The 25,279-nt window shown below is 74.6% G+C and carries 18 protein-coding genes and 1 pseudogene; 17 read left to right on the top strand and 2 right to left on the bottom strand.

All coding sequences use genetic code 11. The annotated features are described in order from the left end of the window. The first annotated feature begins 43 nt into the window (after positions 1-43). The 16 genes from ACFVHV_RS21400 (at position 44) to cobA (ending at position 20,255) form a co-directional block, all read left to right on the top strand. Positions 44-1,210, top strand: coding sequence for a methyltransferase (locus ACFVHV_RS21400; RefSeq protein ID WP_359906020.1), 1,167 nt, complete (start codon positions 44-46; stop codon positions 1,208-1,210). A 93-nt stretch (positions 1,211-1,303) separates the two neighbouring features. Beyond that, on the top strand, positions 1,304-2,332 hold the full coding sequence (argC, locus tag ACFVHV_RS21395; protein WP_359905964.1) for an N-acetyl-gamma-glutamyl-phosphate reductase: 1,029 nt from the start codon (positions 1,304-1,306) through the stop codon (positions 2,330-2,332). Beyond that, the gene (gene argJ, locus ACFVHV_RS21390) at positions 2,329-3,501 is read left to right on the top strand and encodes a bifunctional glutamate N-acetyltransferase/amino-acid acetyltransferase ArgJ (RefSeq protein ID WP_359905967.1); all 1,173 of its coding nucleotides are present in this window, start codon (positions 2,329-2,331) and stop codon (positions 3,499-3,501) included. Before argC ends, argJ begins: the two co-directional genes overlap by 4 nt. Positions 3,502-3,659: 158 nt before the next feature. Beyond that, positions 3,660-4,535, top strand: coding sequence for an acetylglutamate kinase (gene argB / locus ACFVHV_RS21385; RefSeq protein WP_359906023.1), 876 nt, complete (start codon positions 3,660-3,662; stop codon positions 4,533-4,535). After that, positions 4,532-5,764, top strand: a complete 1,233-nt coding sequence (locus tag ACFVHV_RS21380; protein WP_359905970.1) for an acetylornithine transaminase — start codon at positions 4,532-4,534, stop codon at positions 5,762-5,764. The genes argB and ACFVHV_RS21380 overlap by 4 nt, the downstream gene beginning before the upstream one ends. 23 nt (positions 5,765-5,787) lie before the next feature. Continuing rightward, entirely contained in the window at positions 5,788-6,336 is a 549-nt protein-coding gene (locus ACFVHV_RS21375) for an arginine repressor (RefSeq protein ID WP_359905973.1), read from the top strand. A 125-nt stretch (positions 6,337-6,461) separates the two neighbouring features. Continuing rightward, positions 6,462-7,886, top strand: a complete 1,425-nt coding sequence (argH, locus tag ACFVHV_RS21370) for an argininosuccinate lyase (protein ID WP_359905976.1) — start codon at positions 6,462-6,464, stop codon at positions 7,884-7,886. A gap of 190 nt (positions 7,887-8,076) precedes the next feature. Next, entirely contained in the window at positions 8,077-8,334 is a 258-nt protein-coding gene (locus ACFVHV_RS21365; RefSeq protein ID WP_359905979.1) for a hypothetical protein, read from the top strand. 215 nt (positions 8,335-8,549) lie between these two features. Beyond that, complete coding sequence (locus ACFVHV_RS21360) at positions 8,550-9,050, top strand: GNAT family N-acetyltransferase (RefSeq protein WP_359905982.1); 501 nt, start codon at positions 8,550-8,552, stop codon at positions 9,048-9,050. Positions 9,051-9,603: 553 nt separating this feature from the next. Beyond that, positions 9,604-10,629, top strand: a complete 1,026-nt coding sequence (locus ACFVHV_RS21355; protein ID WP_359905985.1) for an ATP-binding cassette domain-containing protein — start codon at positions 9,604-9,606, stop codon at positions 10,627-10,629. Continuing rightward, the gene (locus ACFVHV_RS21350; protein ID WP_359905988.1) at positions 10,626-11,354 is read left to right on the top strand and encodes a methionine ABC transporter permease; all 729 of its coding nucleotides are present in this window, start codon (positions 10,626-10,628) and stop codon (positions 11,352-11,354) included. Before ACFVHV_RS21355 ends, ACFVHV_RS21350 begins: the two co-directional genes overlap by 4 nt. A gap of 57 nt (positions 11,355-11,411) precedes the next feature. Then, entirely contained in the window at positions 11,412-12,239 is an 828-nt protein-coding gene (locus ACFVHV_RS21345) for a MetQ/NlpA family ABC transporter substrate-binding protein (RefSeq protein WP_359905991.1), read from the top strand. 198 nt (positions 12,240-12,437) lie between these two features. Next, positions 12,438-13,103, top strand: a complete 666-nt coding sequence (locus ACFVHV_RS21340; RefSeq protein ID WP_359905994.1) for a GNAT family N-acetyltransferase — start codon at positions 12,438-12,440, stop codon at positions 13,101-13,103. A gap of 136 nt (positions 13,104-13,239) precedes the next feature. After that, positions 13,240-14,496, top strand: coding sequence for a precorrin-6y C5,15-methyltransferase (decarboxylating) subunit CbiE (gene cbiE, locus ACFVHV_RS21335; protein ID WP_359905996.1), 1,257 nt, complete (start codon positions 13,240-13,242; stop codon positions 14,494-14,496). A gap of 483 nt (positions 14,497-14,979) precedes the next feature. Beyond that, entirely contained in the window at positions 14,980-18,906 is a 3,927-nt protein-coding gene (gene cobT / locus ACFVHV_RS21330) for a nicotinate-nucleotide--dimethylbenzimidazole phosphoribosyltransferase (protein WP_380352713.1), read from the top strand. Positions 18,907-19,007: 101 nt separating this feature from the next. Next, a complete protein-coding gene (cobA, locus tag ACFVHV_RS21325) occupies positions 19,008-20,255 on the top strand; it encodes a uroporphyrinogen-III C-methyltransferase (protein WP_359906002.1) in 1,248 nt (415 codons plus the stop codon). A 135-nt stretch (positions 20,256-20,390) separates the two neighbouring features. On the opposite strand, the gene ACFVHV_RS21320 is transcribed toward cobA, so the two are convergent. Continuing rightward, entirely contained in the window at positions 20,391-23,132 is a 2,742-nt protein-coding gene (locus ACFVHV_RS21320; protein ID WP_359906005.1) for a SpoIIE family protein phosphatase, read from the bottom strand. Positions 23,133-23,221: 89 nt separating this feature from the next. Here ACFVHV_RS21320 and ACFVHV_RS21315 point away from each other — a divergent pair, with 89 nt between their 5' ends. Then, positions 23,222-24,034 (top strand): RNA methyltransferase, encoded by an 813-nt coding sequence (locus ACFVHV_RS21315; RefSeq protein ID WP_359906008.1) that lies wholly within the window; start codon positions 23,222-23,224, stop codon positions 24,032-24,034. A gap of 387 nt (positions 24,035-24,421) precedes the next feature. Here the strand turns inward: ACFVHV_RS21315 and ACFVHV_RS21310 are convergent. Next, a pseudogene (locus tag ACFVHV_RS21310) lies at positions 24,422-25,279 on the bottom strand (hypothetical protein); the annotation flags it as partial.

The following is a 25,279-nucleotide window of genomic DNA, read 5'->3' as shown; positions in this document are numbered from 1 at the left end:
GAATCCCCAGACCACGCCCGCCGCGACCCCGCCGGACACCGCCCTGGCCACCCCGTGGGGCGCCTTCGAGCTCACCCGTTTCCCCGTGGACCCGCGCGAGCGGCTGCGGGCCTGGGACGCCGCCGACGAGTACCTGCTGCGCCACCTGGCGGGCGAGGCCGACAGCGCGGCCGGCGCCGCGACGGAGCTGGCCGGCCGTACGGTCGCCGTCCTCGGCGACCGCTGGGGCGCGCTGACCACCGCGCTCGCCGAGTACCGGCCGGTCCAGATCACCGACTCCCACCTCGGCCGGCAGGCCACCCTGGCCAATCTGGCCCGGGCCGGCGCCGCCGTCGACGAGACCCGGCTGCTCACCACCCGGGACGCCCCGCCGGAGCGGATCGACGTGCTGCTGGTGCGCGTCCCCAAGAGCCTGGCCCTGCTGGAGGACCAGCTGCACCGGCTCGCCCCCGCGCTCCACGAGGGCACCGTGGTGATCGGCTCCGGCATGGTCACCGAGATCCACACCTCCACGCTCCAGCTCTTCGAGCGGATCCTCGGGCCGACCCGCACCTCACTGGCCGTGCGCAAGGCCCGGCTGATCCTCTGCACCCCGGACCGGGCGCTCGACGCCGGTCCCAACCCGTGGCCGCACCGCTACGCGCTGCCGTCGGACATCGGTGCCGCCTCCGGCCGTACGGTCGTCAACCACGCGGGCACCTTCTGCGCGGACCGGCTGGACATCGGCACCCGCTTCTTCCTGGCCCACCTGCCCGTCCCCGCCCCCGGCGCCCGGGTGGTGGACCTCGGCTGCGGCAACGGGGTGGTCGGTACGGCCGCCGCGCTGGCCGGGCCCGGCGCGGAGCTGGTCTTCGTGGACGAGTCGCACCAGGCGGTGGCCTCCGCCGAGGAGACCTTCCGCACCAACCTGGGCCCGGACGCCCCGGCCGGGTTCCTGACCGCCGACGCCCTGGCCCCGGACGTGGTCGCCGCCGGCTCGGTGGACCTGGTGCTCAACAACCCGCCGTTCCACTCCCACCAGGCCACCACCGACGCCACCGCCTGGCGGATGTTCACCGGCGCCAAGCGGGCGCTGCGGCCCGGCGGGGAACTCTGGGTGGTCGGCAATCGCCACCTCGGCTACCACGTCAAGCTGCGCCGCCTCTTCGGCAACTGCCAACTCGTCGCCGGTAACCCCAAGTTCGTGGTGCTGCGGGCCGTCAAGCGCTGACCGGGCCGCCCCGCCCCGGCGGGGTCCGGCACGCACTCCTTGCATGAATTTTCCGTCACGCGTATATTCATGCCACAACTAAGGAGGAACGCCATGGCATTGCGAGTCGCCGTCGCCGGCGCGAGCGGTTACGCGGGCGGCGAGGTGCTGCGCCTGCTGCTCGGCCACCCGGAGATCGAGATCGGGGCGCTGACCGGCGGCTCGAACGCGGGCACCAGACTGGGTGCGCTCCAGCCGCACCTCCTCCCGCTCGCCGACCGCGTCCTGGAGGCCACCACCCCCGAGGTGCTGGCCGACCACGACGTGGTGTTCCTGGCGCTGCCGCACGGCCAGTCCGCCGCGGTCGCCGAGGAGCTCGGCCCGAACGTCCTGGTGATCGACTGCGGCGCCGACTTCCGGCTCAGGGCCGCCGCCGACTGGGAGCAGTTCTACGGCTCCGCGCACGCCGGCACCTGGCCCTACGGCCTGCCCGAACTCCCCGGCCACCGCGCCGCGCTGAAGGGCAGCAACCGGATCGCCGTGCCCGGCTGCTACCCGACGGCCGTCTCCCTGGCGCTGTTCCCCGCCTACGCCGCGCAGCTCGCCGAGCCGGAGGCCGTGGTGGTCGCCGCCTCCGGCACCTCCGGCGCCGGCAAGGCCGCCAAGCCGCACCTGCTGGGCAGTGAGGTGATGGGCAGCGTCAGCCCGTACGGCGTCGGCGGCGTCCACCGGCACACCCCGGAGATGGCGCAGAACCTCACCCCGCTCGCGGGCGAGCCGGTCTCCGTCTCCTTCACCCCCACCCTCGTCCCGATGCCGCGCGGCATCCTCGCCACCTGCTCGGCCAAGGCCCGGCCGGGGGTGACGGCGCAGAGCCTGCGCGCCGCCTACACCGAGGCGTTCGCGGACGAGCCCTTCGTCCACCTGCTGCCCGAGGGGCAGTGGCCGCAGACCAGCAGCGTCTACGGCGCCAACACCGCCCTGGTCCAGGTCGCCCTGGACGCCGCCGCCGGGCGGATCATCGCGATCAGCGCGATCGACAACCTGGTCAAGGGCACCGCCGGCGGCGCGGTGCAGAGCATGAACATCGCCCTCGGCCTGCCCGAGGAGCTCGGCCTTCCCGTGAACGGAGTCGCACCGTGAGCACGACCACCAACGTCGGAGTGACCGCAGCCAAGGGCTTCCGCGCCGCCGGTGTGACCGCCGGCATCAAGGCTTCCGGCACTCCCGACCTCGCCCTGGTGGTCAACGACGGCCCCTCGCTCGCGGCCGCCGGCGTCTTCACCGCCAACCGGGTCAAGGCCGCGCCGGTGCTCTGGTCCGAGCAGGTCCTCAAGGGCGGCCGGGTCTCCGCGGTCGTCCTCAACTCCGGTGGCGCCAACGCCTGCACCGGCCCGCTCGGCTTCCAGGACACCCACGCCACCGCGGAGAAGGTCGCCGCGGAGCTGGGCCTCGGCGCGGGCGAGGTCGCCGTCGCCTCCACCGGCCTGATCGGGGTACGGCTGCCGATGGACATCCTGCTCCCCGGGGTCGCCCTGGCCGCCGGCGAGCTCGGCGAGGACGGCGGCGAGGCCGCCGCGATCGCCATCAAGACCACCGACACGGTGCACAAGACCGCCCAGTACACCAGCCCGGCCGGCTGGACGGTCGGCGGCATGGCCAAGGGCGCGGGCATGCTCGCCCCGAGCCTCGCCACCATGCTGGTCGTCCTCACCACCGACGCCGACCTGGACAGCGCCGCCCTGGACGCCGCGCTGCGCGGCGCCACCCGCACCACCTTCGACCGGATCGACTCCGACGGCTGCATGTCGACCAACGACACCGTGCTGCTGCTGGCCTCCGCCGCCTCCGGCACCACCCCGGAGCAGGCCGAGTTCGCCGAGGCCGTCCGCACGGTCAGCGCCGACCTGGCCCGCCAGCTGATCGGCGACGCGGAGGGCGCGAGCAAGGAGATCCGGATCGACGTCACCGGCGCCGCCACCGAGGACGAGGCGGTCGAGGTCGCCCGGACGATCAGCCGCAACAACCTGCTCAAGTGCGCCATCCACGGCGAGGACCCGAACTGGGGCCGGGTGCTGGCCGCGATCGGCACCACCTCCGCCGCCTTCGACCCGAACGAGCTGGACGTCGCCATCAACGGCGTCTGGGTCTGCAGGGCCGGCGGCGTGGGCGAGGACCGCGACCTGGTGGACATGAAGGGCCGCGAGGTCGTCGTCACCGCGAACCTCAACGCCGGTACGGCGGGCGCCACGCTGTGGACCAACGACCTGACGGCCGACTACGTTCACGAGAACAGCGCCTACTCGACCTGATCCGCGTCACTTCGTCCGCGACACCCTGAGCCGCGACACCTGATCCGCGACATCCTCCCCCAGCCTGCGGCCGGGGGGACCCCCATCGACGAGGGAATCCCGTGCAGATCGCACCCAAGGGCGAACAGGCCCGCAACAACACCGCGTTGCCCAAGGCCATGACGCTGATCGAGGCGCTGCCGTGGCTGGAGCGCTTCCACGGCAAGACCGTCGTGATCAAGTTCGGTGGCAACGCGATGGTGGACGAGAGCCTCAAGGCCGCCTTCGCCCAGGACGTCGTCTTCCTGCGCTACGCCGGTCTGCACCCGGTCGTGGTGCACGGCGGCGGCCCCCAGATCAGCGCCCAACTCGACCGGCTGGGCCTGGAGTCGAGCTTCACCAACGGCCTGCGGGTCACCACCCCGGAGACCATGGACGTGGTCCGGATGGTGCTCGCCGGCCAGGTGCAGCGCGAGCTGGTCGGCCTGCTCAACGGGCACGGCCCGTTCGCGGTCGGCATGACCGGCGAGGACGCCCACACCATGACGGCGGTCAAGCGCTACGCGGTGGTGGACGGCGAGCAGGTCGACATCGGCCTGGTCGGCGACATCGTCAACATCGAGTCCGGCGCGGTGAAGGCGATGATCGCCGACGGCCGCATCCCGGTCATCTCCTCGATCGCCCGCGGTACCGACGGCCACGTCTACAACATCAACGCCGACACCGCCGCCTCCGCCCTCGCGGTCGCGCTCGGCGCCGAGATGCTCGTCGTCCTCACCGACGTCGAGGGCCTCTACAAGGACTGGCCGAACTCGGACGACGTGATCAGCCAGCTCACCGCGAGCGAGCTGGAGGAGCTGCTGCCCGACCTGGCCAGCGGCATGCTCCCCAAGATGGAGGGCTGCCTGCGCGCCGTCCGCTCCGGCGTGGGCACCGCCCGCGTGCTGGACGGCCGGGTCCAGCACAGCCTGCTGCTGGAGATCTTCACCGACGAGGGCATCGGCACGATGGTCGTGCCGGACGACGAAGCGACCGTGACCGGGGGACTGGCATGACCGGCGGGACCGACATGACCGACGTGACGCACAACGAGCAGCTCGCCCAGCGGTGGCAGCACTCCTTCACCGACAACTACGGCACCCCCCGCATCCCGCTGGTGCGCGGCGAGGGCAGCAAGCTCTGGGACGCCGACGGCAAGGAGTACACCGACCTGCTCGGCGGCATCGCCGTCAACGCCCTCGGCACCGCCCACCCGGCCGTCGTCGAGGCCGTGAGCCGGCAGATCGCCACCCTCGGCCACGTCTCCAACCTCTTCATGGCCGAGCCCACCATCGCCCTCGCCGAGCGGCTGCTGGAGCTGGACGGCCGCCCGGGCGGGCGGGTGTTCTTCTGCAACTCCGGCGCCGAGGCCAACGAGGCCGCCTTCAAGATCAGCCGGCGGACCGGCCGCACCCACCTGGTCGCCCTCCAGGGCGCGTTCCACGGCCGCACCATGGGCGCCCTCGCGCTCACCGGCCAGCCCGCCAAGCAGGAGCCGTTCCGGCCGCTGCCCGGCGACGTCACCCACGTCCCGTTCGGCGACGTCGAGGCGCTGCGCGCGGCCGTCACCACCGGGACCGCCGCCGTCTTCCTGGAGCCGATCCAGGGCGAGAACGGCGCCGTCCCGCTGCCCGAGGGCTACCTGCGGGCGGCGCGCGAGATCACCCGGGCCACCGGCACCCTGCTGGTCCTGGACGAGATCCAGACCGGTGTCGGCCGCACCGGCCACTGGTTCGCCCACCAGGCGTACGAGGGCGTCGAGCCGGACGTGGTCACCCTGGCCAAGGCGCTCGGCGGCGGTCTGCCGATGGGCGCGGTGCTCGCCTTCGGGCCGGCCGCCGAACTGCTCACCCCGGGCCAGCACGGCACCACCTTCGGCGGCAACCCGGTGGCCGCCGCGGCCGGGCTCGCGGTGCTGGACACCATCGAGTCCGAGGGCCTGCTGGAGCACACCCGCAAGCTGGGCGAGCGGCTGCGGCACGGAATCGAGGCGCTCGGCGACCCGCTGGTCTCGCACGTGCGCGGGGCGGGCCTGCTGCTCGGCATCGTGCTCACCGAGCCGGTCTCGGCGCGGGTCCAGGCGGCCGCCCAGGAGGCGGGTTACCTGGTCAACGCGGCCGTCCCGGACGCCGTCCGGCTGGCCCCGCCGCTGGTGCTGACCGAGCAGGAGGCGGACGCCTTCCTGGCCGCGCTGCCGGGCATCCTCCGGACGGTGCGCGAGAGTGCCCCGGCCGATGCGAGTTGACCGTCGTCCGGGAGAATAATCACATGACCGCTTCCCGCTCCGGCTCGTCCGCCGCCGGCCCGACGCCGCAGGTCCCGCAGACCCGCACCGCGCGCCACCGGCGGATCGTGGACCTGCTCACCCGCCAGCCCGTGCGTTCGCAGAGCCAGCTCGCCAAGCTGCTCGCCGACGATGGACTCGTGGTGACCCAGGCCACCCTCTCCCGGGACCTGGACGAGCTGGGCGCGGTCAAGATCCGCAACCGGGACGGCGCGCTGATCTACGCCGTCCCGGCCGAGGGCGGCGACCGCACGCCGCGCGCGCCGATGGGGGAGTCGGCCAGCGAGGGCCGGATGGCCCGGCTGGCCGGCGAACTCATGGTCTCCGCGACGGCCTCCGGCAACCTGGTGGTGCTGCGCACCCCGCCGGGCGCCGCCCAGTTCCTGGCCTCTGCGATCGACCAGGCCGAGGTCTTCGAGATCATCGGCACCATCGCCGGCGACGACACCGTGCTGCTGATCAGCCGCGACCCGGCCGGCGGCCAGGCGCTCGCCGACCACCTCATGCAACTCGCCCAGGCGAAGGCCCAGTAGCGCCGCGCAGCGCCTGACCTCGACGAACCCCGGCCGACGGAGAACCCTCCGGCCGGGGTTTTGTGTTTCATACGGCGTCGTGCATACTTATGCCGTCCACTGCGCATGCATGAAGGAGTCACGCGATGACCGCCGAGCAGCCCTCCGACGTCCGCCTCTGGGGCGCGCGCTTCGCCGACGGCCCGTCCGAGGCGCTCGCCCGGCTCTCGGCCTCGGTCCACTTCGACTGGCGCCTCGCGCCGTACGACATCGCCGGCTCCAAGGCCCACGCCCGGGTCCTGCACAAGGCCGGCCTGCTCTCCGACGAGGAGCTGACCGGCATGCTGGGCGGCCTGGACCGGCTGCTGGCCGACGTCCGGGCGGGCACCTTCACCGGCACCGTCGCCGACGAGGACGTGCACACCGCCCTGGAGCGCGGCCTGCTGGAGCGCCTCGGCCCCGACCTCGGCGGCAAGCTGCGGGCCGGACGCTCCCGCAACGACCAGATCGCCACCCTGTTCCGGATGTACCTGCGGGACCACGCGAAGACCATCGGCAGCCTGCTGCTCGACCTCCAGCAGGCCCTCGTCGGCCTCGCCGAGGCGCACCCGGACACCGCGATGCCGGGCCGCACCCACCTCCAGCACGCCCAGCCGGTGCTCTTCGCCCACCACGTCCTCGCGCACGTGCAGGCCCTCGGCCGGGACGCCGAGCGGCTGCGCCAGTGGGACGCCCGCACCGCCGTCTCGCCGTACGGCTCCGGCGCGCTGGCCGGCTCCTCGCTCGGCCTCGACCCGGAGGCCGTCGCCGCCGAGCTCGGCTTCGAGGGCGGCTCGGCCGGCAACTCCATCGACGGCACCGCCTCGCGCGACTTCGTCGCCGAGTTCGCCTTCGTGACCGCGATGGTCGGCGTCAACCTCTCCCGGATCGCGGAGGAGGTGATCATCTGGAACACCAAGGAGTTCGGCTTCATCACGCTGCACGACGCCTTCTCCACCGGCTCCTCGATCATGCCGCAGAAGAAGAACCCGGACATCGCCGAGCTCGCCCGCGGCAAGTCCGGCCGGCTGATCGGCAACCTGACCGGCCTGCTGGCCACCCTCAAGGCGCTGCCGCTCGCCTACAACCGGGACCTCCAGGAGGACAAGGAGCCGGTCTTCGACTCCTGCGACACGCTGGAGGTGCTGCTGCCCGCGTTCACCGGGATGATGGCCACCCTCACCGTGCACCGGGAGCGGCTGGAGGAGCTGGCCCCGGCCGGCTTCTCGCTCGCCACCGACATCGCCGAGTGGCTGGTCAAGCAGGGCGTGCCGTTCCGGGTCGCGCACGAGGTGGCCGGCGCCTGCGTCAAGGTCTGCGAGGCCGAGGGCATCGAACTGTCCGACCTGACGGACGGGCAGTTCGCCGCGATCTCGGAGCACCTGACGCCCGAGGTGCGCTCGGTGCTCAGCGTCCACGGCGCCATCGCCGCCCGCAACGGGCGCGGCGGAACGGCCCCCTCGGCGGTCGCGGTCCAGCTCGCCGAGGTGAAGGCGGACCTGGCGCGGCAGCAGGAGTGGGTCCGGGGCTGACCCCTCGCGGGCGGCCGGCCCGCCGACGGAGGGGTCGACCCCCGGCACGGTCGGGATCGACGCCCGGGCGCGACGGGATCGACCCCCGGTGCGGCGGGGGAGGGGCGCGGCGGTCCGACCGGCGCGCCCCTCCCGTGTCCGCGCCCCGGCCCGGGCGTAACCGGCCCCGCCCCGGGCCGTCATGCACGGTGTGTGCACCCCCCTCCCGCCCGCCCCCTCCGCCGAGGACGTCTACCTCGCCGAAGCCCGCCGCCGCGCGGTCCGCGAGACCGTCGCCGCCCTGCCCGGCCGCTGTCCGCAGCTGATCGCCGCGCTCGCCGAGGACCCGCCGCCCACGTACCGTGAGCTCTCCGAGCGGCTCGGCATGCCGCGCGGCTCGATCGGCCCCACCCGCTCGCGCTGCCTGGCCTGCCTGCGGATGCTGCTCCACGCGGAGCGCTACCCCTGAGCGCCACCCCTGAGCAGCCCGTGCGGCCGGGCGGAACCCGTGCGGCACGGGAGGTGACCCTGCTCACGTCCGCCCCCGCGAAGGTTGAGCGGAGCTGACACCCGGGTAGAGCGCTGGCGAACGCAGCTCTTGACGGTGGTGCGATCACTCGGATACTGAGCGTGAGCGCGCCACCCTCTGCGCGCCGGGCACGACGACTGGGGAGGCCCCTCCACATGGGCATGAGCGTGATCATCTCGGCTGCGGAGGCCGAGGACGCGGAGCAGATCCTCAAGCTCCAGTACCTCGGCTACCAGCCCGAGGCCGAGCTGTACGGCGACTGGGCGATCGAGCCCCTGACGCAGAGCCTGGAGAGCCTGCGCGCCGAACTGTCCGAGGACCACTTCCTGGTCGCCCGGCTGGGCGACGAGGTGGTCGGCACCGTCCGCGGCCGCGTCGGCGACGACGGCGTCGCCCGGATAGGGCGCCTGGTCGTCCACCCGCGGATGCAGCGCCACGGCCTCGGCGGCCGCCTGCTGGACGCGCTGGAGCGCCGCATGGCCCAGGAGGGCCCGGTGAGCGCCTACCGGCTGTCCACCGGCCACCGCAGCCTCGGCAACCTGCGGCTGTACGCTCGACAGGGGTACCGCCAGACCGGGGTCGAGCAGATCACCAGCCGGCTGAGCTACGTCCACCTGGAGAAGCCCGCCGCGACGCCGCTCGCGGCGACGGCCTGAGCCCGCCGCCCCGCGCACGTTTCCCGGCGCCGCCACCATCCGGACCACCGGTGGCGGCGCCGAGCCGTATCCATGCAGGTCACAGGGGTATCTGTCCGCATTGCGGACAGCTCCGCCAAACAATTGGGCGGAATTCGACCCATCTGTTTTACTGGCTCACATGACTGCGACGACGAACTGGACCCCCACCGGCACCCTGCCGGCAGGTGAGCGTGCCATGTGTCGTCGAATGTGTCACTGCTGAGGGCCACCGCCCCCGGCGCCCCGCTGAGGGCGCCTCCCCCTCGCGCCCCGAAGCGAGACTCCGGCAGCGCTCCCGCCCGTGCGAGCGCGCCCCTCCTCCCGGACCCCTTCCCCCGTCGTGCCCGCATCCGCGCGGGTGCCGTTGACCCGTTGGGGCCACGCCGTCGCGCGGCCCCGGCGTCCAACGGCCACGATCGAGGGACGCCAGGTCCGGACCCTCCTGGCGCAGCGCCGTGAGGTCGCCCCGCCGACCGCAAGCAGGTCGGGCGGTCGACCCGCGCCGCCCGCCCCCGACCCACGGAAAGCCGCTGTGATCACCACCACGGACCTGACGAAGGTCTACCGTTCCCGAGGCCGCGAGGTGACCGCCCTCGCCGGTGTCGACCTGCACGTCCGCCCGGGCGAGGTCTACGGAGTCGTCGGCACCAGCGGTGCCGGCAAGTCCACCCTCATCCGCTGCGTGAACATGCTGGAGCGCCCGTCCTCCGGCACGGTCACCGTGGACGGGGTCGAGCTGACCGCGCTGGCCGGCGGCGAGAACCGGGCCGGCAAGGAGCTGCGCGAGGCCCGCCGCCGGATCGGCATGGTCTTCCAGCACTTCAACCTGCTCTCCTCGCGGACGGTGCAGCAGAACGTCGAGCTCCCGCTGGAGATCATCGGCCTGGACCGCACCGAGCGCCGCCGCAAGGCCGCCGAACTGCTCGACCTGGTCGGCCTGGGCGACAAGGCCCGCAGCTACCCCAACCAGCTGTCCGGCGGCCAGAAGCAGCGCGTCGGCATCGCCCGGGCGCTGGCCGGCGACCCCAAGGTGCTGCTCTCCGACGAGGCCACCTCGGCGCTCGACCCGGAGACCACCCGCTCGATCCTCAAGCTGCTGCGCGAGCTCAACCAGCAGCTGGGCCTCACCGTCCTGCTGATCACCCACGAGATGGACGTCATCAAGTCCGTCTGCGACTCCGCCGCCCTGATGCGCGGCGGCCGGGTGGTCGAGTCCGGCGAGCTCACCGACCTGCTCGCCAGGCCCGGCTCCGAGCTGGCCCGCGAACTGTTCCCGCTCAGCGAGTTCGGCACCGGCCACCCCGGCTCCACCGTGCTGGAGATCACCTTCCAGGGCGACAGCTCGGCCCAGCCCTTCGTCTCCCAGCTCGCCCGCACCTACCAGATCGACATCAACATCCTCGGCGCCGCGGTGGAGACCATCGCCGGCCGGATGGTCGGCCGGATGCGGGTCGAGCTGTCCGGCGGCCACCAGGACAACGTGGTGCCGATCGGCTACCTGCGCGAGCAGGGCCTGCAGGTGGACGTGATCGGTGCGACGGACGGAGCGGTGGCATGACCTGGGACGAGATGTGGGCCCTGATGGGGCCCGCCACGCAGGAGACCTTCCAGATGGTCGGGGTGTCCGCGGTCGTCACCGTCCTGCTCGGCCTGCCGCTGGGCGTGCTGCTGGTGCTCACCGACAAGGGCGGCCTGCTGGCCAACCGGGCCGTCAACAAGAGCATCGGCTTCGTCGTGAACCTCGCCCGGTCGGTGCCGTTCATCATCCTGATGATCGCGCTGATCTCCTTCACCCGCTGGCTGGTCGGCACCTCCATCGGCTGGCAGGCGGCGACCGTGCCGCTGACCATCGGCGCCATCCCGTTCTTCGCCCGCCTGGTCGAGACCTCCGTCCGTGAGGTCGACCGGGGCCTGGTCGAGGCGGTCCAGTCGATGGGCGGCAGCACCTGGACGATCGTCCGCAAGACCCTGCTGCCCGAGGCCCTGCCCGGCATCGTGGCCTCGGTCACCACCACGGTCATCACCCTGATCAGCTACTCCGCGATGGCCGGCACGGTCGGCGGCGGCGGCCTCGGCACCCTCGCCGTCAACTACGGCTACCAGCGCTTCGAGACCACCTTCATGTGGGTCATCGTGGCCGAGCTGGTGATCATCGTCACCGCCGTCCAGCTGATCGGCGACTTCGTCGTCCAGCGGCTCTCCCACCGCGGGCGCACCGGCGGCCGGACCCGGCTGCTCGGCCGCTCCCGGACGACTCCCGACGAGGACCTCGTCGCCTCCTAGACCTCCCCCGTCCGACCCCGGGCGCGGCTCCCCGTTCCACGCAGAAAGGCACTTTTCGTGCGCAACGTTCTGAAGTTCACCAGCATCCTCGCCACCGCCGGCGTCGCCCTCTCGCTCGCCGCCTGCGGCAGCTCCGGGTCCTCCTCCTCGTCGGACGCGAACGCGCCGCTCAAGGTCGTGGCCAGCCCCACCCCGCACGGTCAGATCCTGAAGTTCGTCAAGGACAACCTCGCGGAGAAGGCGGGCCTCAAGCTCGACATCAAGGAGGTCACCGACTACGTGACCCCCAACACGGCGGTGCAGGACGGTTCGGCCGACGCCAACTACTTCCAGCACGTCCCGTACCTGGAGGACTTCAACAAGAAGCGCGGCACCGACATCGTGTCGGTCGAGCCCGTGCACCTGGAGCCGCTGGGCGTCTACTCCAAGAAGGTCAAGGCGATCGCCGACCTGCCGGACGGCGCCACCATCGGTCTGCCGAACGACGCCACCAACGAGGGCCGCGCGCTCAAGCTGCTCGCGGACAACAAGCTGATCACCCTCAAGGACGGCGTCACCACCGCCGCCACCCCGGCGGACGTGACCGGCAACCCGAAGAACTTCAAGTGGAAGGAGCTGGAGGCCGCCCAGCTGCCCCGCTCCGTCGCCGACCTCGACGCCGCCGTCATCAACGGCAACTACGCGATCGACTCCGGCCTGAAGCCGGCCACCGACGCCCTGGTGCTGGAGAAGGCCGAGGGCAACCCGTACGCCAACATCCTGGCCGTCAAGAAGGGCAAGGAGAACGACCCGCGGGTCAAGAAGCTGGCCGAGCTGCTGCACTCCGACGAGGTCAAGAAGTACATCAACGACACCTTCCAGGGTTCGGTCATCCCGGCCTTCTGAGCCGCGGTCCGCTCGACACCCCGATCCCGACCGGGCCCCCGCCGCACCTCGGCGGGGGCCCGGTCGGGCAGTATGCGGCAGGGACACTCCGGCCGACCGCGTTCTGACGTACCGTCGTGCGGGCAGCGCACCGCGTGGCACCCGGGGCACGACGGAGGCGTACGGTGTTGTGTTCACGACCCGGCGAGGAGAGACGGCATGGCAGCGAGCTTCCCCGAGACCGCCATCAGCACCGAACGGCTGCTGCTCCGGCCCCTGGCGGAGGACGACGCCCCCGGGCTGGCCACCATGATGGCCGACGACCTGGTCCTCGCCTGGACGGACCTGCCGCACCCCTTCACCGAGGAGTACGCGGCCGAGCTCGCCCGCACCCTCGCCCCCGCCCACCGGGCCGCCGGGCGCGGCATCGTCTTCGCCGTCACCGAGAACCTGACCCAGCGCCTGGTCGGCCTGGTCGAGCTGCGCAACACCGACTGGCGGCTGCGCAGCACCGAGATCTCCTACGTCACCGCCGTCTGGGCGCGCGGCGAGGGCTACGCCCCGGAGGCCGTCCTCGGCGTCGCCCAGTGGCTGTTCGAGGACCGCGGCTTCCTGCGCCTGGAGCTGCGCACCGCCGCCGGCAACACCGCCGCCCAGCAGGTCGCCCAGAAGATCGGCGGCATCAGCGAGGGCGTGCTGCGCAGCGCCTGGATAGTCCGGGGAGAGTCCGGCGAGGCGGTGCCGGAGGCATCTCCCGGCGGCCGGACCGGGGGAGAGAGCCGCAGCGACCTCATCCTGTGGAGCCTGCTCCCGGAGGACCTGGAGTCGCCCGAGCCGCTCCGCGGGGGCTGGCACGGCGACCAGCGCTACGTGCTCCGCGACTGAGCCCCGAAGCCCCTGACCCGGCGTGGACATGTGTGCGAGATGTCGGGGTCCGGGGTACCGCACCCGGTAGCCTCTGGACCGGCACCGCACGACGGCGGATCGCGTGGCGCACCGAGGCGAGGGAGAACGGCCGCAGATGGCTGACCGGATCACGGTCATCGGGTGGGACGGCACACCGCTGACCGAGGCCGCCGGCGCGGCCCTGGCCGCGGCGACCCTGGTGGCGGGAGCCCCCTACCAACTGAACGCCCTCCCGGTGCCGGAGGCCGCCGAGCGGATCACCCTCGGCAACGTCCGGCAGGCCGCCCGCCGGATCGCCGAGCACCGCGGCGCCGCCGTCGTGGTCGCCGAGGGCGACCCGGGCTTCTTCGGGGTGGTGCGCACCCTGCGCCGCCCCGAGTACGGCCTCGAACTGGAGGTGCTGCCCGCCGTCTCCTCGGTGGCCGCCGCCTTCGCCCGGGCCGGCATGCCCTGGGAGGACGCCCAGGTGGTCAGCGTCCACGGCGGACGGCTGCGCCGTGCGGCCAACATCTGCCGGGCCCACCCCAAGGTCGCGGTGCTCACCGCGCCCGGCGCCGGGCCCGCCGAACTCGCCCTGATGCTGCGCGGGGTGCACCGGACCTTCGTGGTCTGCGAGGCCCTCGGCACCCCGGACGAGGACGTCACCGTCCTCACCTCCGACCGGATCGCCGACCACGTGTGGCGCGACCCGAACGTGGTGCTGGTGATCGGCGGCGGCGCCCAGGCCTCCGCCGTGGACGAGGCGGCCGGCTGGCTCGCGGGGCGCCCGGTCGGCTACCCCGGCGCGGAACGCGGCTGGGCGCTCCCCGGTGACGCCTATGCGGGCGCCGGGCGCACGGAGGGTGAGCCGGGCGCACCGGAGGCGCTCCCCGCCCATGTGCGCGCCCTGGTACTGGCCCGTCTGGGCGCGCGCCCCGGGGACCTGGTCTGGTCGGTCGGCGCCGGCAGCGGCGCCCTCGCGGTGGAGGCGGCCCGGTTCGGCGCCGCCGTCGTCGCGGTCGAGGATTCCCGCTCGGCCTGCGCCCGGCTGACCGTCAACGCCCGCCGCTACGGCGTCGAGGTGGAGACGGTGTACGGGAGCGGCCCCGAGGTGCTGGGCGGCCTGCCGGAGCCGGACGCGGCGGTGGTGGAGTCCGGCGGACTCGACGTGGTGCGCGCCGTCCTGGCCCGCCGGCCCGAGCGGTTCGTCGCGCTGCCCCGGACCCTCGCCGAGGCGCAGGAGGTCCACCGGGCGATCGCCGGGGCCGGTTACCGGGCGGACGGCGCGCTGCTCCAGGCGACCCCGTTGCGGCCGGTGGGGGAGGGCGACGGTCTGGCGCTGGGGGCCGGCGGGACCGGCGCGCTGGTGCTCTGGGGTGAGCAGATCGTGTGAAGGCCGTGGGCGCGGGCCGGGGCCGTCCGGTGGCGCCGACGGTGATCCAGGTCGCATCCGGACACCGATTCGAGAGGTGACCGCGCCGTGCCGGTAGTGTGACGTCCTGGACGGCCGTATCGGTCGGCGACCCACCCGATTCGGTCGGTTTGTCACCTTTTTGACGCGGTGCAATCCGATTCCGCTCGGAGTGTGGGCAATTCGACGGGCCGCGTGCCGGACCTGGAGAATGCCGTAGGGTCCGGTGCGGTCGTGCCGGTTGCTCCGGGTTGTCGTTGTTTCAGACGATGTGCCGCCCCGTACGGGCGGCGCGCCGGGCCGGGGTGCCGCAGTGCGCCGGATGGACTTGGGCCGCAGCGCCACGGCGCGGCGGCCGCGTGTGGTTAGGGGCGGGCCGGTGCTGGTGCGGCCCGTGCGGATGGGCGCTGCGATCGGTGATCGTGTCGCCGAGGGCGCGGCAGCGGCCTGGAAGGAGCTTTGACAATGACCGATGGCGGCCACGTCCCGGGCGAGGGACTGCCGGAGCACCTGCACGCCGGGCATGACCCGCTCGGCGGACCGGAGGGCGTCGCGGGCGTTGCACCCCTCCAGGGCGTCGCGACGGACGGCGGTGCGATCCCGAACCCGGCTCCGGTCGGCGGCGTCCCCGGCGCGATGCCCCCGGGTGCGGGCGTCATCCCGCCGCAGGGCCAGCACGGCTACGGCGTTCCCGGCGTGCCCCAGCCCGGCCACCCCGGCGACGGCTGGGCCGTCGACCAGGGCGCCCCGCGCCCGGCCTTCCACTTCCTCGACCAGCCCGACACGCCGGACGGCCTGGACGACGATGACGACGTGCTGCTGATGCCCGGCCCGCAGGGCTCCTGGGGCGAGCCGGCCGTGCCGGCCGAGCAGATGCCGCTCGCGCCGCAGCAGGACGGCACGCCGGTCGAGCCGTCCTGGCCGCCGGTGGACCCGCCGGTGCTCGGCGCCGAGCACGCCGTTCCGCAGCAGCCCGTCCAGACGCAGCCGCAGCAGCCGATGACGCAGGCTCAGCAGCCGCGCCGGCCGCTGCACGCCGGCCCGCCGATCCCGGACCCGTCGCTGATGACCGGCCAGGTGCCGGTCCGCTCGCTGGCCGACCGCGGCCCCTCGCAGGGCGGCACGCCCGCGCACGGCATCCCGGTGGTCGGCCGCCCGCCGATGGCCGAGGCCGTCGCCCCGGCGCACGCCGCCGCCCCGCAGGCCGTCCCGACGGCGCCGGTCGCCCCGGCGGCTGCCGGGGTTCCGGTCGTGGACGGGCAGCAGCTGCCGCAGGCGCAGGACTTCCAGCAGGTCCAGCACGCCCAGCAGGTGCCGCTGGCCGGGCCGCCGGTCGAGGTCGTGCTGGCCGTGGAGACGGTCGGGGCGATCGAGGTGATCGAGGTCGTCGAGACGCCGGAGGCCGTCCACGCCGACCCGGTCCAGCCCGCGCAGGACGTGACGGCCCAGGCCGCCCAGGCCACTGCGCCCGCCGTGGAGGCCGTGGAGGCCGTCGCCGTGGCGGCGCAGGCCGCCCCGGCCGAGTCCGCCCAGCCGGTGGCCGGGACGGCCGACGCGCCCGTCGTCGTCGAGCCCGTCGCCGAGGGCGTTGCCGCCGAGGCCGTGGCCGCCGACGGCGCCGCCGTGCCCGTCGAGCAGACCGAGGCCGCGGCCCCGGCCGGCCAGCCGCGCCGGATCTCCGCCTTCCTGGCCGCTCCCACCCCGCACGGCCTGCCCAAGGTCGAGAAGGCCGGGCAGGCCCAGGTCGTCGAGGAGACGGCTCCGCAGCAGCCCGCGCCCATAGCGGCCGCCGACGCGCCGCAGCCCGCGGCCGCGGCCGTCGAAGCCGTCGAGGCCGTCGAGGCCGTTGATTCCGCGCAGCCCGCCGAGGCCGTCGCGGGCGCCGAGTCCGGCCCGGTCGCCGTGGTGGCCGAGGCCGCCGAGCAGGCCCACCCGGCGGAGACCGCGTCGGAGGCCGTCGCCGAGCCGGTCGCGGAGACCGCCGCGGGCACCGGTGAGATGCCCTCCGGCCAGGCCGTCGTCGAGCCCGCCGCGGAGGCCGAGCAGCCGCAGCAGCAGGCCGAGGTCCAGGCCGAGGCACCCGCCGGACAGGCCGTGGAGCAGGCCGTGGAGGCGCCCGCGGAGGCCGAGGCCGCCGAAGCCGTCGAGCCGGCCCCCGAGTCGCCCGCCGAGGCTCCGGCCGAGGCCGCCCCCGAGGCTCCGGCGGCGCAGCCCGCCGAAGCCGTGGAGCAGCCCGTGGCCGAGGCCGTCGCGCCCGTCGAGGCCGTCGAGCCGGCCGGAGAGGCCGAGGAGACCGCTCCCGCCGAGGGCGCCGTCGAGCAGCCCGTCGCCGCCGTCGCGGAGGCCGAGGCCCTCGCGGAGCCGGCCGCCGAGCCGGCGCAGGTCCCGGCCGAGGCCGAACCCGCCGCCGTCGCGCAGGCCGCCGCCGCCGCCGCTCCGGAGGCGGAGCCCGCCCAGGAGCAGGCCGGCGAGGCGACCGCCGGAGCCGTGGAGCAGCCCGCCGCCGAGGCCGTTGACGCCGCTGAGGCCGTTGACGCCGCTGAGGTCACCGAGGCCCCTGAGGCCCCTGAGGGCACCGCCGCCGAGGAGGCGCAGGAGCAGCCGGAGCAGCAGCCCGAGGAGCCGGCCGAGCCGCGCGGCCCGGCCGCCCCCGGATACGACGAGGCCGGCCGCGAGGCCGTCCACCAGGTGATCCGCGAGCGTCGCGACGTGCGCAACGGCTTCCGCCCGGACCCGATCCCGCACGAGGTGCTGATCCGCGTCCTGGAGGCCGCCCACACCGCGCCCAGCGTCGGCTACTCGCAGCCCTGGGACTTCGTGGTGATCCGCTCGGCGAAGACCCGCAAGCGGATGCACGCCCTGGCCGAGCGCCAGCGCGAGGCGTACGCGGACTCGCTGCCCAAGGGCCGGGCCAAGCAGTTCAAGGAAATCAAGATCGAGGCCATCCTCGACACCCCGGTCAACATCGTGGTGACCTCCGACCGCACCCGCGGCGGCCGGCACACCCTGGGCCGGCACACCCAGCCGCAGATGGCCCCGTACTCGGCCGCCCTGGCCGTCGAGAACCTCTGGCTGGCCGCCCGCGCCGAGGGCCTGGGCGTCGGCTGGGTGAGCTTCTTCGACGACGAGCAGCTGGTCCGCGAACTCGGCCTGCCCGAGCACCTGGAGGTCGTCGCCTACCTGTGCGTCGGCTTCGTCGACGAGTTCCCGGACGAGCCCGAGCTGGAGCAGCAGGGCTGGGCCAAGAAGCGCCCGCTGTCCTGGGTCGTCCACGAGGAGCAGTACGGCAACCGCGCGCTGCCCGGCGAGGAGCCGCAGAGCCTGCTCGCCGAGACCCTGCGCGGCATCCGGCCGCTGGACGCCAAGGCGCTCGGCGAGGCCTGGGACCGTCAGAAGCGGATGACCAAGCCGGCCGGTTCGCTCGGCATGCTGGAGATCATCTCCGCCCAGCTGTGCGGGCTGTCCCGCAAGTGCCCGCCGCCGATCCCGGAGCCCGCCTGCGTGGCGATCTTCGCCGGCGACCACGGTGTGCACGCCCAGGGCGTCAGTCCCTGGCCGCAGGAGGTGACCGCCCAGATGGTCGCCAACTTCCTGGCCGGGGGAGCGGTGATCAACTCCTTCGCCAAGCAGATCGGCACCGAGGTCTGCGTGGTCGACGTCGGCGTCGCCGCCGAGCTGCCGGACGCCGTCCAGCAGGGCCGCGCCACCGGCCTGCTGCCGCGCAAGGTCCGCCCCGGCACCGCCGACATGACCCAGGGCCCGGCGATGACCCGCGAGGAGGCCCTCAAGGCCATCGAGGTCGGCATCGAGACCGCCCGCGACCTGGTCGCGGCGGGCAACAAGGCACTGGTCACCGGCGACATGGGGATCGCCAACACCACCGCCTCGGCGGCCCTGATCTCGGTGTTCACCGGCCTCGACCCGGCCGAGGTCACCGGCCGCGGCACCGGCATCGACGACGAGACCCACGCCCGCAAGATCGAGGTCATCCGCGCCGCGCTGGCCCTGCACCGGCCCGACCCGAGCGACCCGGTCGGCGTCCTCGCCGCCGTCGGCGGCCTGGAGCACGCCGCCCTGGCCGGCTTCCTGCTGGGCGCCGCCTCGCTGCGCACCCCGGTGGTCCTGGACGGCGTCATCGCCGGCTCGGCCGCGCTGGCCGCCAAGGCCATCGCCCCCGAGGTGCTGGCCGCCTGCATCGCCGGGCACCGCTCCGCCGAGCCCGGCCACCAGGCCGCGCTGGCGAAGCTCGGCCTGCGCCCGCTGATCGACCTGGACCTGCGGCTCGGCGAGGGCACCGGTGCCCTGCTGGCCCTGCCGCTGGTGCAGAGCGCGGCCCGGGCGATGCACGATGTAGCCACCTTCGACTCCGCCGGGGTCACCGAGAAGGCCTGACGCACCCCGTCACCGCTCCGCGGACCGGCCCGAGGGCGCGCCGGACCGCGGAGCGGTGCCGTACCTTCCCCAACCCTCACCCCCGATCAGGAGCACCGCCGATGAGCGCGCCCACCCCGCACCCGAGCACCGAGGGCCGTACCCCCTACCCGGTGGGCCTGCTGCTGGCCGGCCGCCGCGTCGTCGTGGTCGGCGGCGGCCAGGTCGCCCAGCGGCGGCTGCCGGCCCTGATCGCCTCCGGTGCCGACCTGCACCTCATATCGCCGGCCACCACCCCGGCCGTCCAGGCGATGGCCGACGCCGGCGAGCTCACCTGGCACGCCCGCCCGTACCGGGACGGCGATCTGGCCGGCACCTGGTACGCCCTGGTCGCCACCGACGACCCGGCCGTCAACGCGGCGGTCAGCGCCGAGGCCGAGCGCGAGCGGGTGTTCTGCTCCCGCAGCGACGACGCCGCCGCGGCCACCGCCTGGACCCCGGCCAGCGGCCGCGACGCGGGCGCCACCGTCGCGGTCCTCACCGGCGACCCGCGCCACTCCGCCGCCCTGCGCGACGCCATCGTCGACGGCCTGCGGGACGGCTCGCTGGCCGCCCGCCAGTACCGCGCGCACGGCGCCGGCGTGGCCCTGGTCGGCGGCGGTCCCGGCGACCCGGACCTGATCACCGTGCGGGGCCGCCGGCTGCTCGCCGACGCCGACGTGGTCGTCACCGACCGCCTCGCCCCGCGCGAGCTGCTCGCCGAACTGCCCGAGCACGTCGAGGTGATCGACGCCTCCAAGATCCCGTACGGCCGCTTCATGGCCCAGGAGGCGATCAACCGCACGCTGGTCGAGCACGCCAAGGCCGGCAAGTTCGTGGTCCGGCTCAAGGGCGGCGACCCGTACGTCTTCGGCCGCGGCGGCGAGGAACTGCTGGCCTGCGCGGAGGCCGGGCTTCCGGTCACCGTGGTGCCCGGGATCTCCAGCTCGATCAGCGTCCCCGCGGCGGCCGGCGTCCCGGTCACCCACCGCGGCATGACCCACGAGTTCACCGTGATCTCCGGCCACGTCGGCCCGGACGACGAGCGCTCGCTCACCAACTGGGAGGCCGCCGCGAGGATGAGCGGCACCCTGGTGCTGCTGATGGCCGTGGACAAGATCGGCGCGATCGCCGCCCGGCTGGTCGAGTACGGCCGGCCGGCGGACACCCCGGTCGCCGTCGTCCAGGAGGGCACCACCGCGGCCCAGCGCCGGGTGGACGCCACCCTCGGCACCGTCGCCGCGGTGGTCGAGGCCGAGGGCGTCAAGCCCCCGGCGGTCATCGTCATCGGCGACGTCGTCAACGTGCTGGCCGCGGCCTTCCAGCCGTAGGCCGGCGCGGACCCGCCGGCGTCGACCCGCCGGGGCGAACGCGCCGCAGCGGCCGCCGGGGCGAACGCGCTGCGGCCAACGCGCAGGAGCGGGAAGTCGGCCGGTCCGACCTCCCGTTCCGCGGCCGTTCCGCGGCTACTCCAGCGGCTGCTCCGTCCAGATGACCTTCCCGGTCGCCGTGTAGCGCGTCCCCCAGCGGTCCGCGAACTGCGCGACCAGGAACAGCCCGCGCCCGCCCTCGTCCTCGGTCGCCGCGTACCGCAGGTGCGGCGAGGTGCTGCTGCCGTCCGACACCTCGCAGATCAGCGAACGGTCCCGCAGCAGCCGCACCCGGATCGGCCCGGAGCCGTACCGGATCGCGTTGGTCACCAGCTCGCTCAGGATCAGCTCGGTGACGAACGCGGCCTCCTCCAGCCCCCACGCCGTCAGCCGCTCCGCCACCGCGGCCCGGACCTCGCGCACCGCCGCCGGGTCGGAGGGCACCTCCCACTGCGCCACGTGGTCCGGGGCCAGCACCCTGGTCCGGGCCACCAGCAGGGCGATGTCGTCCTGCGGGTGCGCCGGCAGCATCGCCCCGAGCACGTCCGCGCAGGTCTGCTCGGGCGTGCGCGGCGGCCCGGTCAGCGCCGCCCGCAGCAGCTCCAGCCCCTCGTCGATGTCCCGCTCCCGGTCCTCCACCAGCCCGTCCGTGTACAGCACCAGGCGACTGCCCTCGGCGAGCTCCAGCTCGGCGGTCTCGAACGGCAGCACCGCCAGCCCCAGCGGCGGCCCGGTCGGCAGCTCCGGGAACACCACCCGGCCCTGCGGGTCCACCACGGCCGGCGGCGGATGACCGGCGGTGGCCAGCGTGCAGCGCCGCGACACCGGGTCGTAGATCGCGTACAGACAGGTCGCCCCGGCCAGCTCCGCGCGCCCGCCGCCCGCCGCCTCGTCCTGGTCGATCCGGTTCACCAGCTCGTCCAGGTGCCCCAGCAGCTCGTCCGGCGGCAGGTCCAGGGTCGAGAAGTTGTGGATCGCCGTGCGCAGCCGGCCCATCGTCGCCGCCGCGTGCAGCCCGTGCCCCACCACGTCCCCGACCACCAGCGCCACCCGCGCACCCGGCAGCGGAATCACGTCGAACCAGTCCCCGCCCACCCCGGCCTGCGCCGGCAGGTAGCGGTGCGCCACGTCCAGCGCCGTCTGCTCCGGCAGGTTGCGCGGCAGCAGGCTGTGCTGGAGCGTCACCGCCATGGTGTGCTCCCGGGTGTAGCGGCGGGCGTTGTCGATGCACACCGCGGCGTGCGCGACCAGCTCCACCGCCAGCGCCAGGTCGTCCGCCTCGAACGGCTCGGCCCGCTGCGCCCGCCAGAACCGGGCCACCCCCAGCAGCACCCCGCGCGCCCGCAGCGGCACCCGCACCAGCGAGTGCACCCCGTACGCCAGTACCTGCGCCGACCGCTCCGGGTCCTGGTCCCGCCACTCGTCGACCTCCGCCAGGTGCGGTTCGATGCCCGGCTCACCACTGTGCAGCGCCCCGGCCAGCGGGGTCTCGGGCACCACGTCCAGCACCGTGCCGACCGGGTAGAACGGCGCGTCGTCCCGTACGCCCGCCACCGCGGCGCGGCGCATCCGCCCCAGCGACGGGCCCGGCGGCGGCTCCTCGCCGGTCAGCACCTGGTCCGCCAGGTCCACCGTGACGAAGTCCGCGAACCGCGGCACCGTGACCTGCGCCAGCTCCTCCGCCGTCCGCGTCACGTCCAGGGTGCTGCCCACCGTCACCCCGGCGTCGTACAGCAGCCGCAGCCGCCGCTGCGCGCGCTCGGCCCGGCCGGACAGCGCCGCCAGCTCGGTGGAGTCGCGCAGCGTGGCGACGCATCCGGGCAGGCCGCCCGGCCGGTCGATCAGCCGGACGTTCACCGCCAGCAGCCGCTCCCCGGCCAGCACCACCTCGTCGGTCACCTGGCGCTCGGCGGTCAGCAGCTCCAGCGGCGCCTGCTCCAGGCCCAGCCCGGTCACCGGGCGGCCCTCGGCGTCCGGCGGCAGGTCCAGCAGCCGGCGCGCCTCGTCGTTGCAGAGCAGCAGCCGCCCGTCCCCGCCGATGATCATCACGCCCTCGCGCACCGCGTGCAGCACCGCCGCGTGGTGCTCGTACATCCTGGTCATCTCGACCGGGCCCAGCCCGTGCGTCTGGCGCCGCAGCCGCCGGCTGATCAGCGCCGTCCCCAGCGTGGCGAGCCCCACCGCGGCCGCCGCCGCGCCCAGCACCACCGGCAGCTGCCGCTGGCTGGCGCTGCTGATGTTCTTCAACGTGACGCCCGCCGAGACCGCCCCGACCACCGAGCCGTCCGGCGCGTACACCGGGACCACCGCCTGCACCAGGCGGCCGAGCGTGCCCGAGACCTGCTGCGTCACCACCTGCCCGTGCAGGGCGGGCTCGTAGACGCCGACGAACTTCTGGCCGATCCGGGCCGGGTTCGGGTGGGTGTAGCGGATGCCCTGGTCGTTCAGCACGACGATGAAGTCCACGCCCGAGGCGACCCGTGCGGCTTCCGCGCTCGGCTGCAGGAGGGCCGTCGGATCGGGGGAGCGCAGCGCGGCGACGATGCCCGGGGAGTTGGCGAAGGTCTGCGCCACCGCCACCGAACGGTTGCGGGCCTCGTGCGTGGCGTCGTTGCGCGACTGCACCACCAGTGCCACCGCGGCCGCCACCACGAGCAGCAGCACGACCAGCACCTGGAGTGCGAAGACCTGCCCCGCCACCGACCGGTGCCAGACCGGCCACCGCCGCTTCGCGTGCGGCAGCTGTGGCCGACCGTGTGGGCGCCCACCGGGGGAGCCGGCGGAGCCAGTGGCGCCAGAGGCCGACGGAGCCCAGGATCGGCCCGGATTTCGGGCCATACGGTCATATTTGCACTACGGCCAGCCGGGGACCACCCCGCTCCCTCCGCCGTTTGGCCTTCCCCGCCCGGGCTTGGCAAGATCGCAGGGTGTCCGAACCCCGCACCATCACCGACCCGGCCGACCCCCGCCTCGCCGACTACACCGGCCTGACCGACGTCGAACTGCGCCGCCGCCGCGAACCCGCCGAGGGCCTCTTCATCGCCGAGGGGGAGAAGGTCATCCGCCGCGCCCTGGCCGCCGGCTACCGGATGCGGTCGATGCTGCTCACCTCCAAGTGGCTGGAGGTGATGGGCGACGTCATCGCCGAGGCCGACGCCCCCGTCCACGTGGTCGAGCCCGCGCTCGCCGAAGCCGTCACCGGCTACCACGTGCACCGCGGCGCCCTCGCCTCGATGGAGCGCAAGCCCCTCCCCGACGCCGCCGAGGTGCTCGCCGGGGCCCGCCGGGTCGCCGTGCTGGAGGGCCTCGTCGACCACACCAACCTCGGCGCCATCTTCCGCAGCGCCGCCGCCCTCGGCATGGACGCCGTCCTGCTCTCGCCCGACTGCGCCGACCCGCTCTACCGGCGCGCGGTCAAGGTCTCCATGGGCGCCGTCTTCGCGGTCCCGTACGCGCGCCTGGACCCCTGGCCCGCCGCCCTCGACACCGTCCGCGAGGCCGGCTTCACCCTGCTCGCCCTCACCCCCGCCGAGGCCGCGGTCGACCTCCACACCCTCACCCCGCACGGCCTCCCCAAGGCCGCCCTGATGCTCGGAGCCGAGGGCGACGGCCTCACCCCCCGTGCCATCGCCGCCGCCCACCACCCCGTCCGCATCCCCATGGCCCACGGCATCGACTCCCTCAACGTCGGCGCCGCCGCAGCCGTGGCCTTCTACGCCGTCACCACCCCCACCCCCTGACCGCCCGACTCCCCACGCACGCCCGGTTCACCGGAGCCCCCACCGCCCCCCGCCCGCAGCGTCCTCCGGGGGCCCTGCACGAGAAGTCGGCCCGCCCGACTTCTCGGGTCCTGCGCCGCCCCATTGCCGCCGATGGTCGGCCGACCCGGCGCCCAGGCCCGTATCGCTTACGCCGAGGCCTTCCTCCGGTCGGCGTGCGCCCGCAGCGTCCTCCGGAGCCGCGCCGCGCGAGAAGTCGGCTGGATCGACTTCTCGCGCGTGCCGGTTTTGCCGAGACCGCATTCCAGGCGCTCGCCCGCAGCGTCTTCCGGAGCCGCGCCGCATGAGAAGTCGGCCCGCCCGACTTCTCGTGTCGGCCGTCGTGGTGCGGACGGGGCCCGGGTGGCTTCAGCCGGTGGGGGAGGTGGGTGGGGCCGGGGCGGCGGCGGGGGGTGGGGTGGTGGCGCCGGGCCAGGATTCGTCGAGGGTGCCGTCGGGGCGGACGGTGTAGCGGGTGGAGGCGACGGCGCCGGTGACGGCCGAGCGTTCCTCGCGGACGACCGTGCTGCCGTCCAGTCGCCAGGTGGCCGCCGCCTGCGGGTCCGCCACCGAGGTGCGGGAGGTGGTGGCGACCGGGGTGTCCCCGGTGAAGGTGTAGAGCTGGACGAGGTCGACCTGGGTCGAACCCTCCGCCCGCCGCAGGACGACCACCGCGGCCGGCAGGCCCTTGTACCGGGCCGGCAGTACCGCGCTCAGCGTGACCTGCGGCCCGGGCCCGACCGAGTGCCCGTTCTGCAGGGCGACGGCCGGTCCGCCGGCCCCGTCGGGGTAGCCGCGGTTGGGCCAGTCCACCGGTGGCACGGGCGCCTGCGGGGCTGTCAGCCCGCTGTCCGCGCCACCGCGCGCCGCCGCCGGGAGCGGCGCGGTCGAGGCCTGTGGCGCGGTCGAGGACTGCGGCACGACGTCGGCCGAGGTCCCCGGCACCGCCTGTTCGCCGCCGGAGCCCGTATTCACCACCACCGCGCTCGGTGGCCGCACGCTCCGGTTGTCCCGGTTCTCGCAGCCCTGCGCCGCCGCGATGGCCAGCGCCACCCCGATGGTCACGGTGACGAAGACCACCAGCCGCTGCCGGAGCAGCCGCTGCCGGGCGGTGCCGGGCCGCCCGCCGGGGGCGGGGGTGTGCTGGCGGTCCCGGGGGCGTGCCCGGTCGTGGGGGCCGGGGCGGCCCGGGGGCGGGGTCTGCGGACGGTCCGGACGCGCCCGCAG

It is taken from the genome of Kitasatospora sp. NPDC127116 (genome assembly GCF_042677365.1).
GTDB classification, from domain to species: domain Bacteria; phylum Actinomycetota; class Actinomycetes; order Streptomycetales; family Streptomycetaceae; genus Kitasatospora; species Kitasatospora lactacystinica.
Note: the sequence above shows the minus strand (reverse complement) of the source record. Positions and strands in the feature narration are given on the sequence as shown.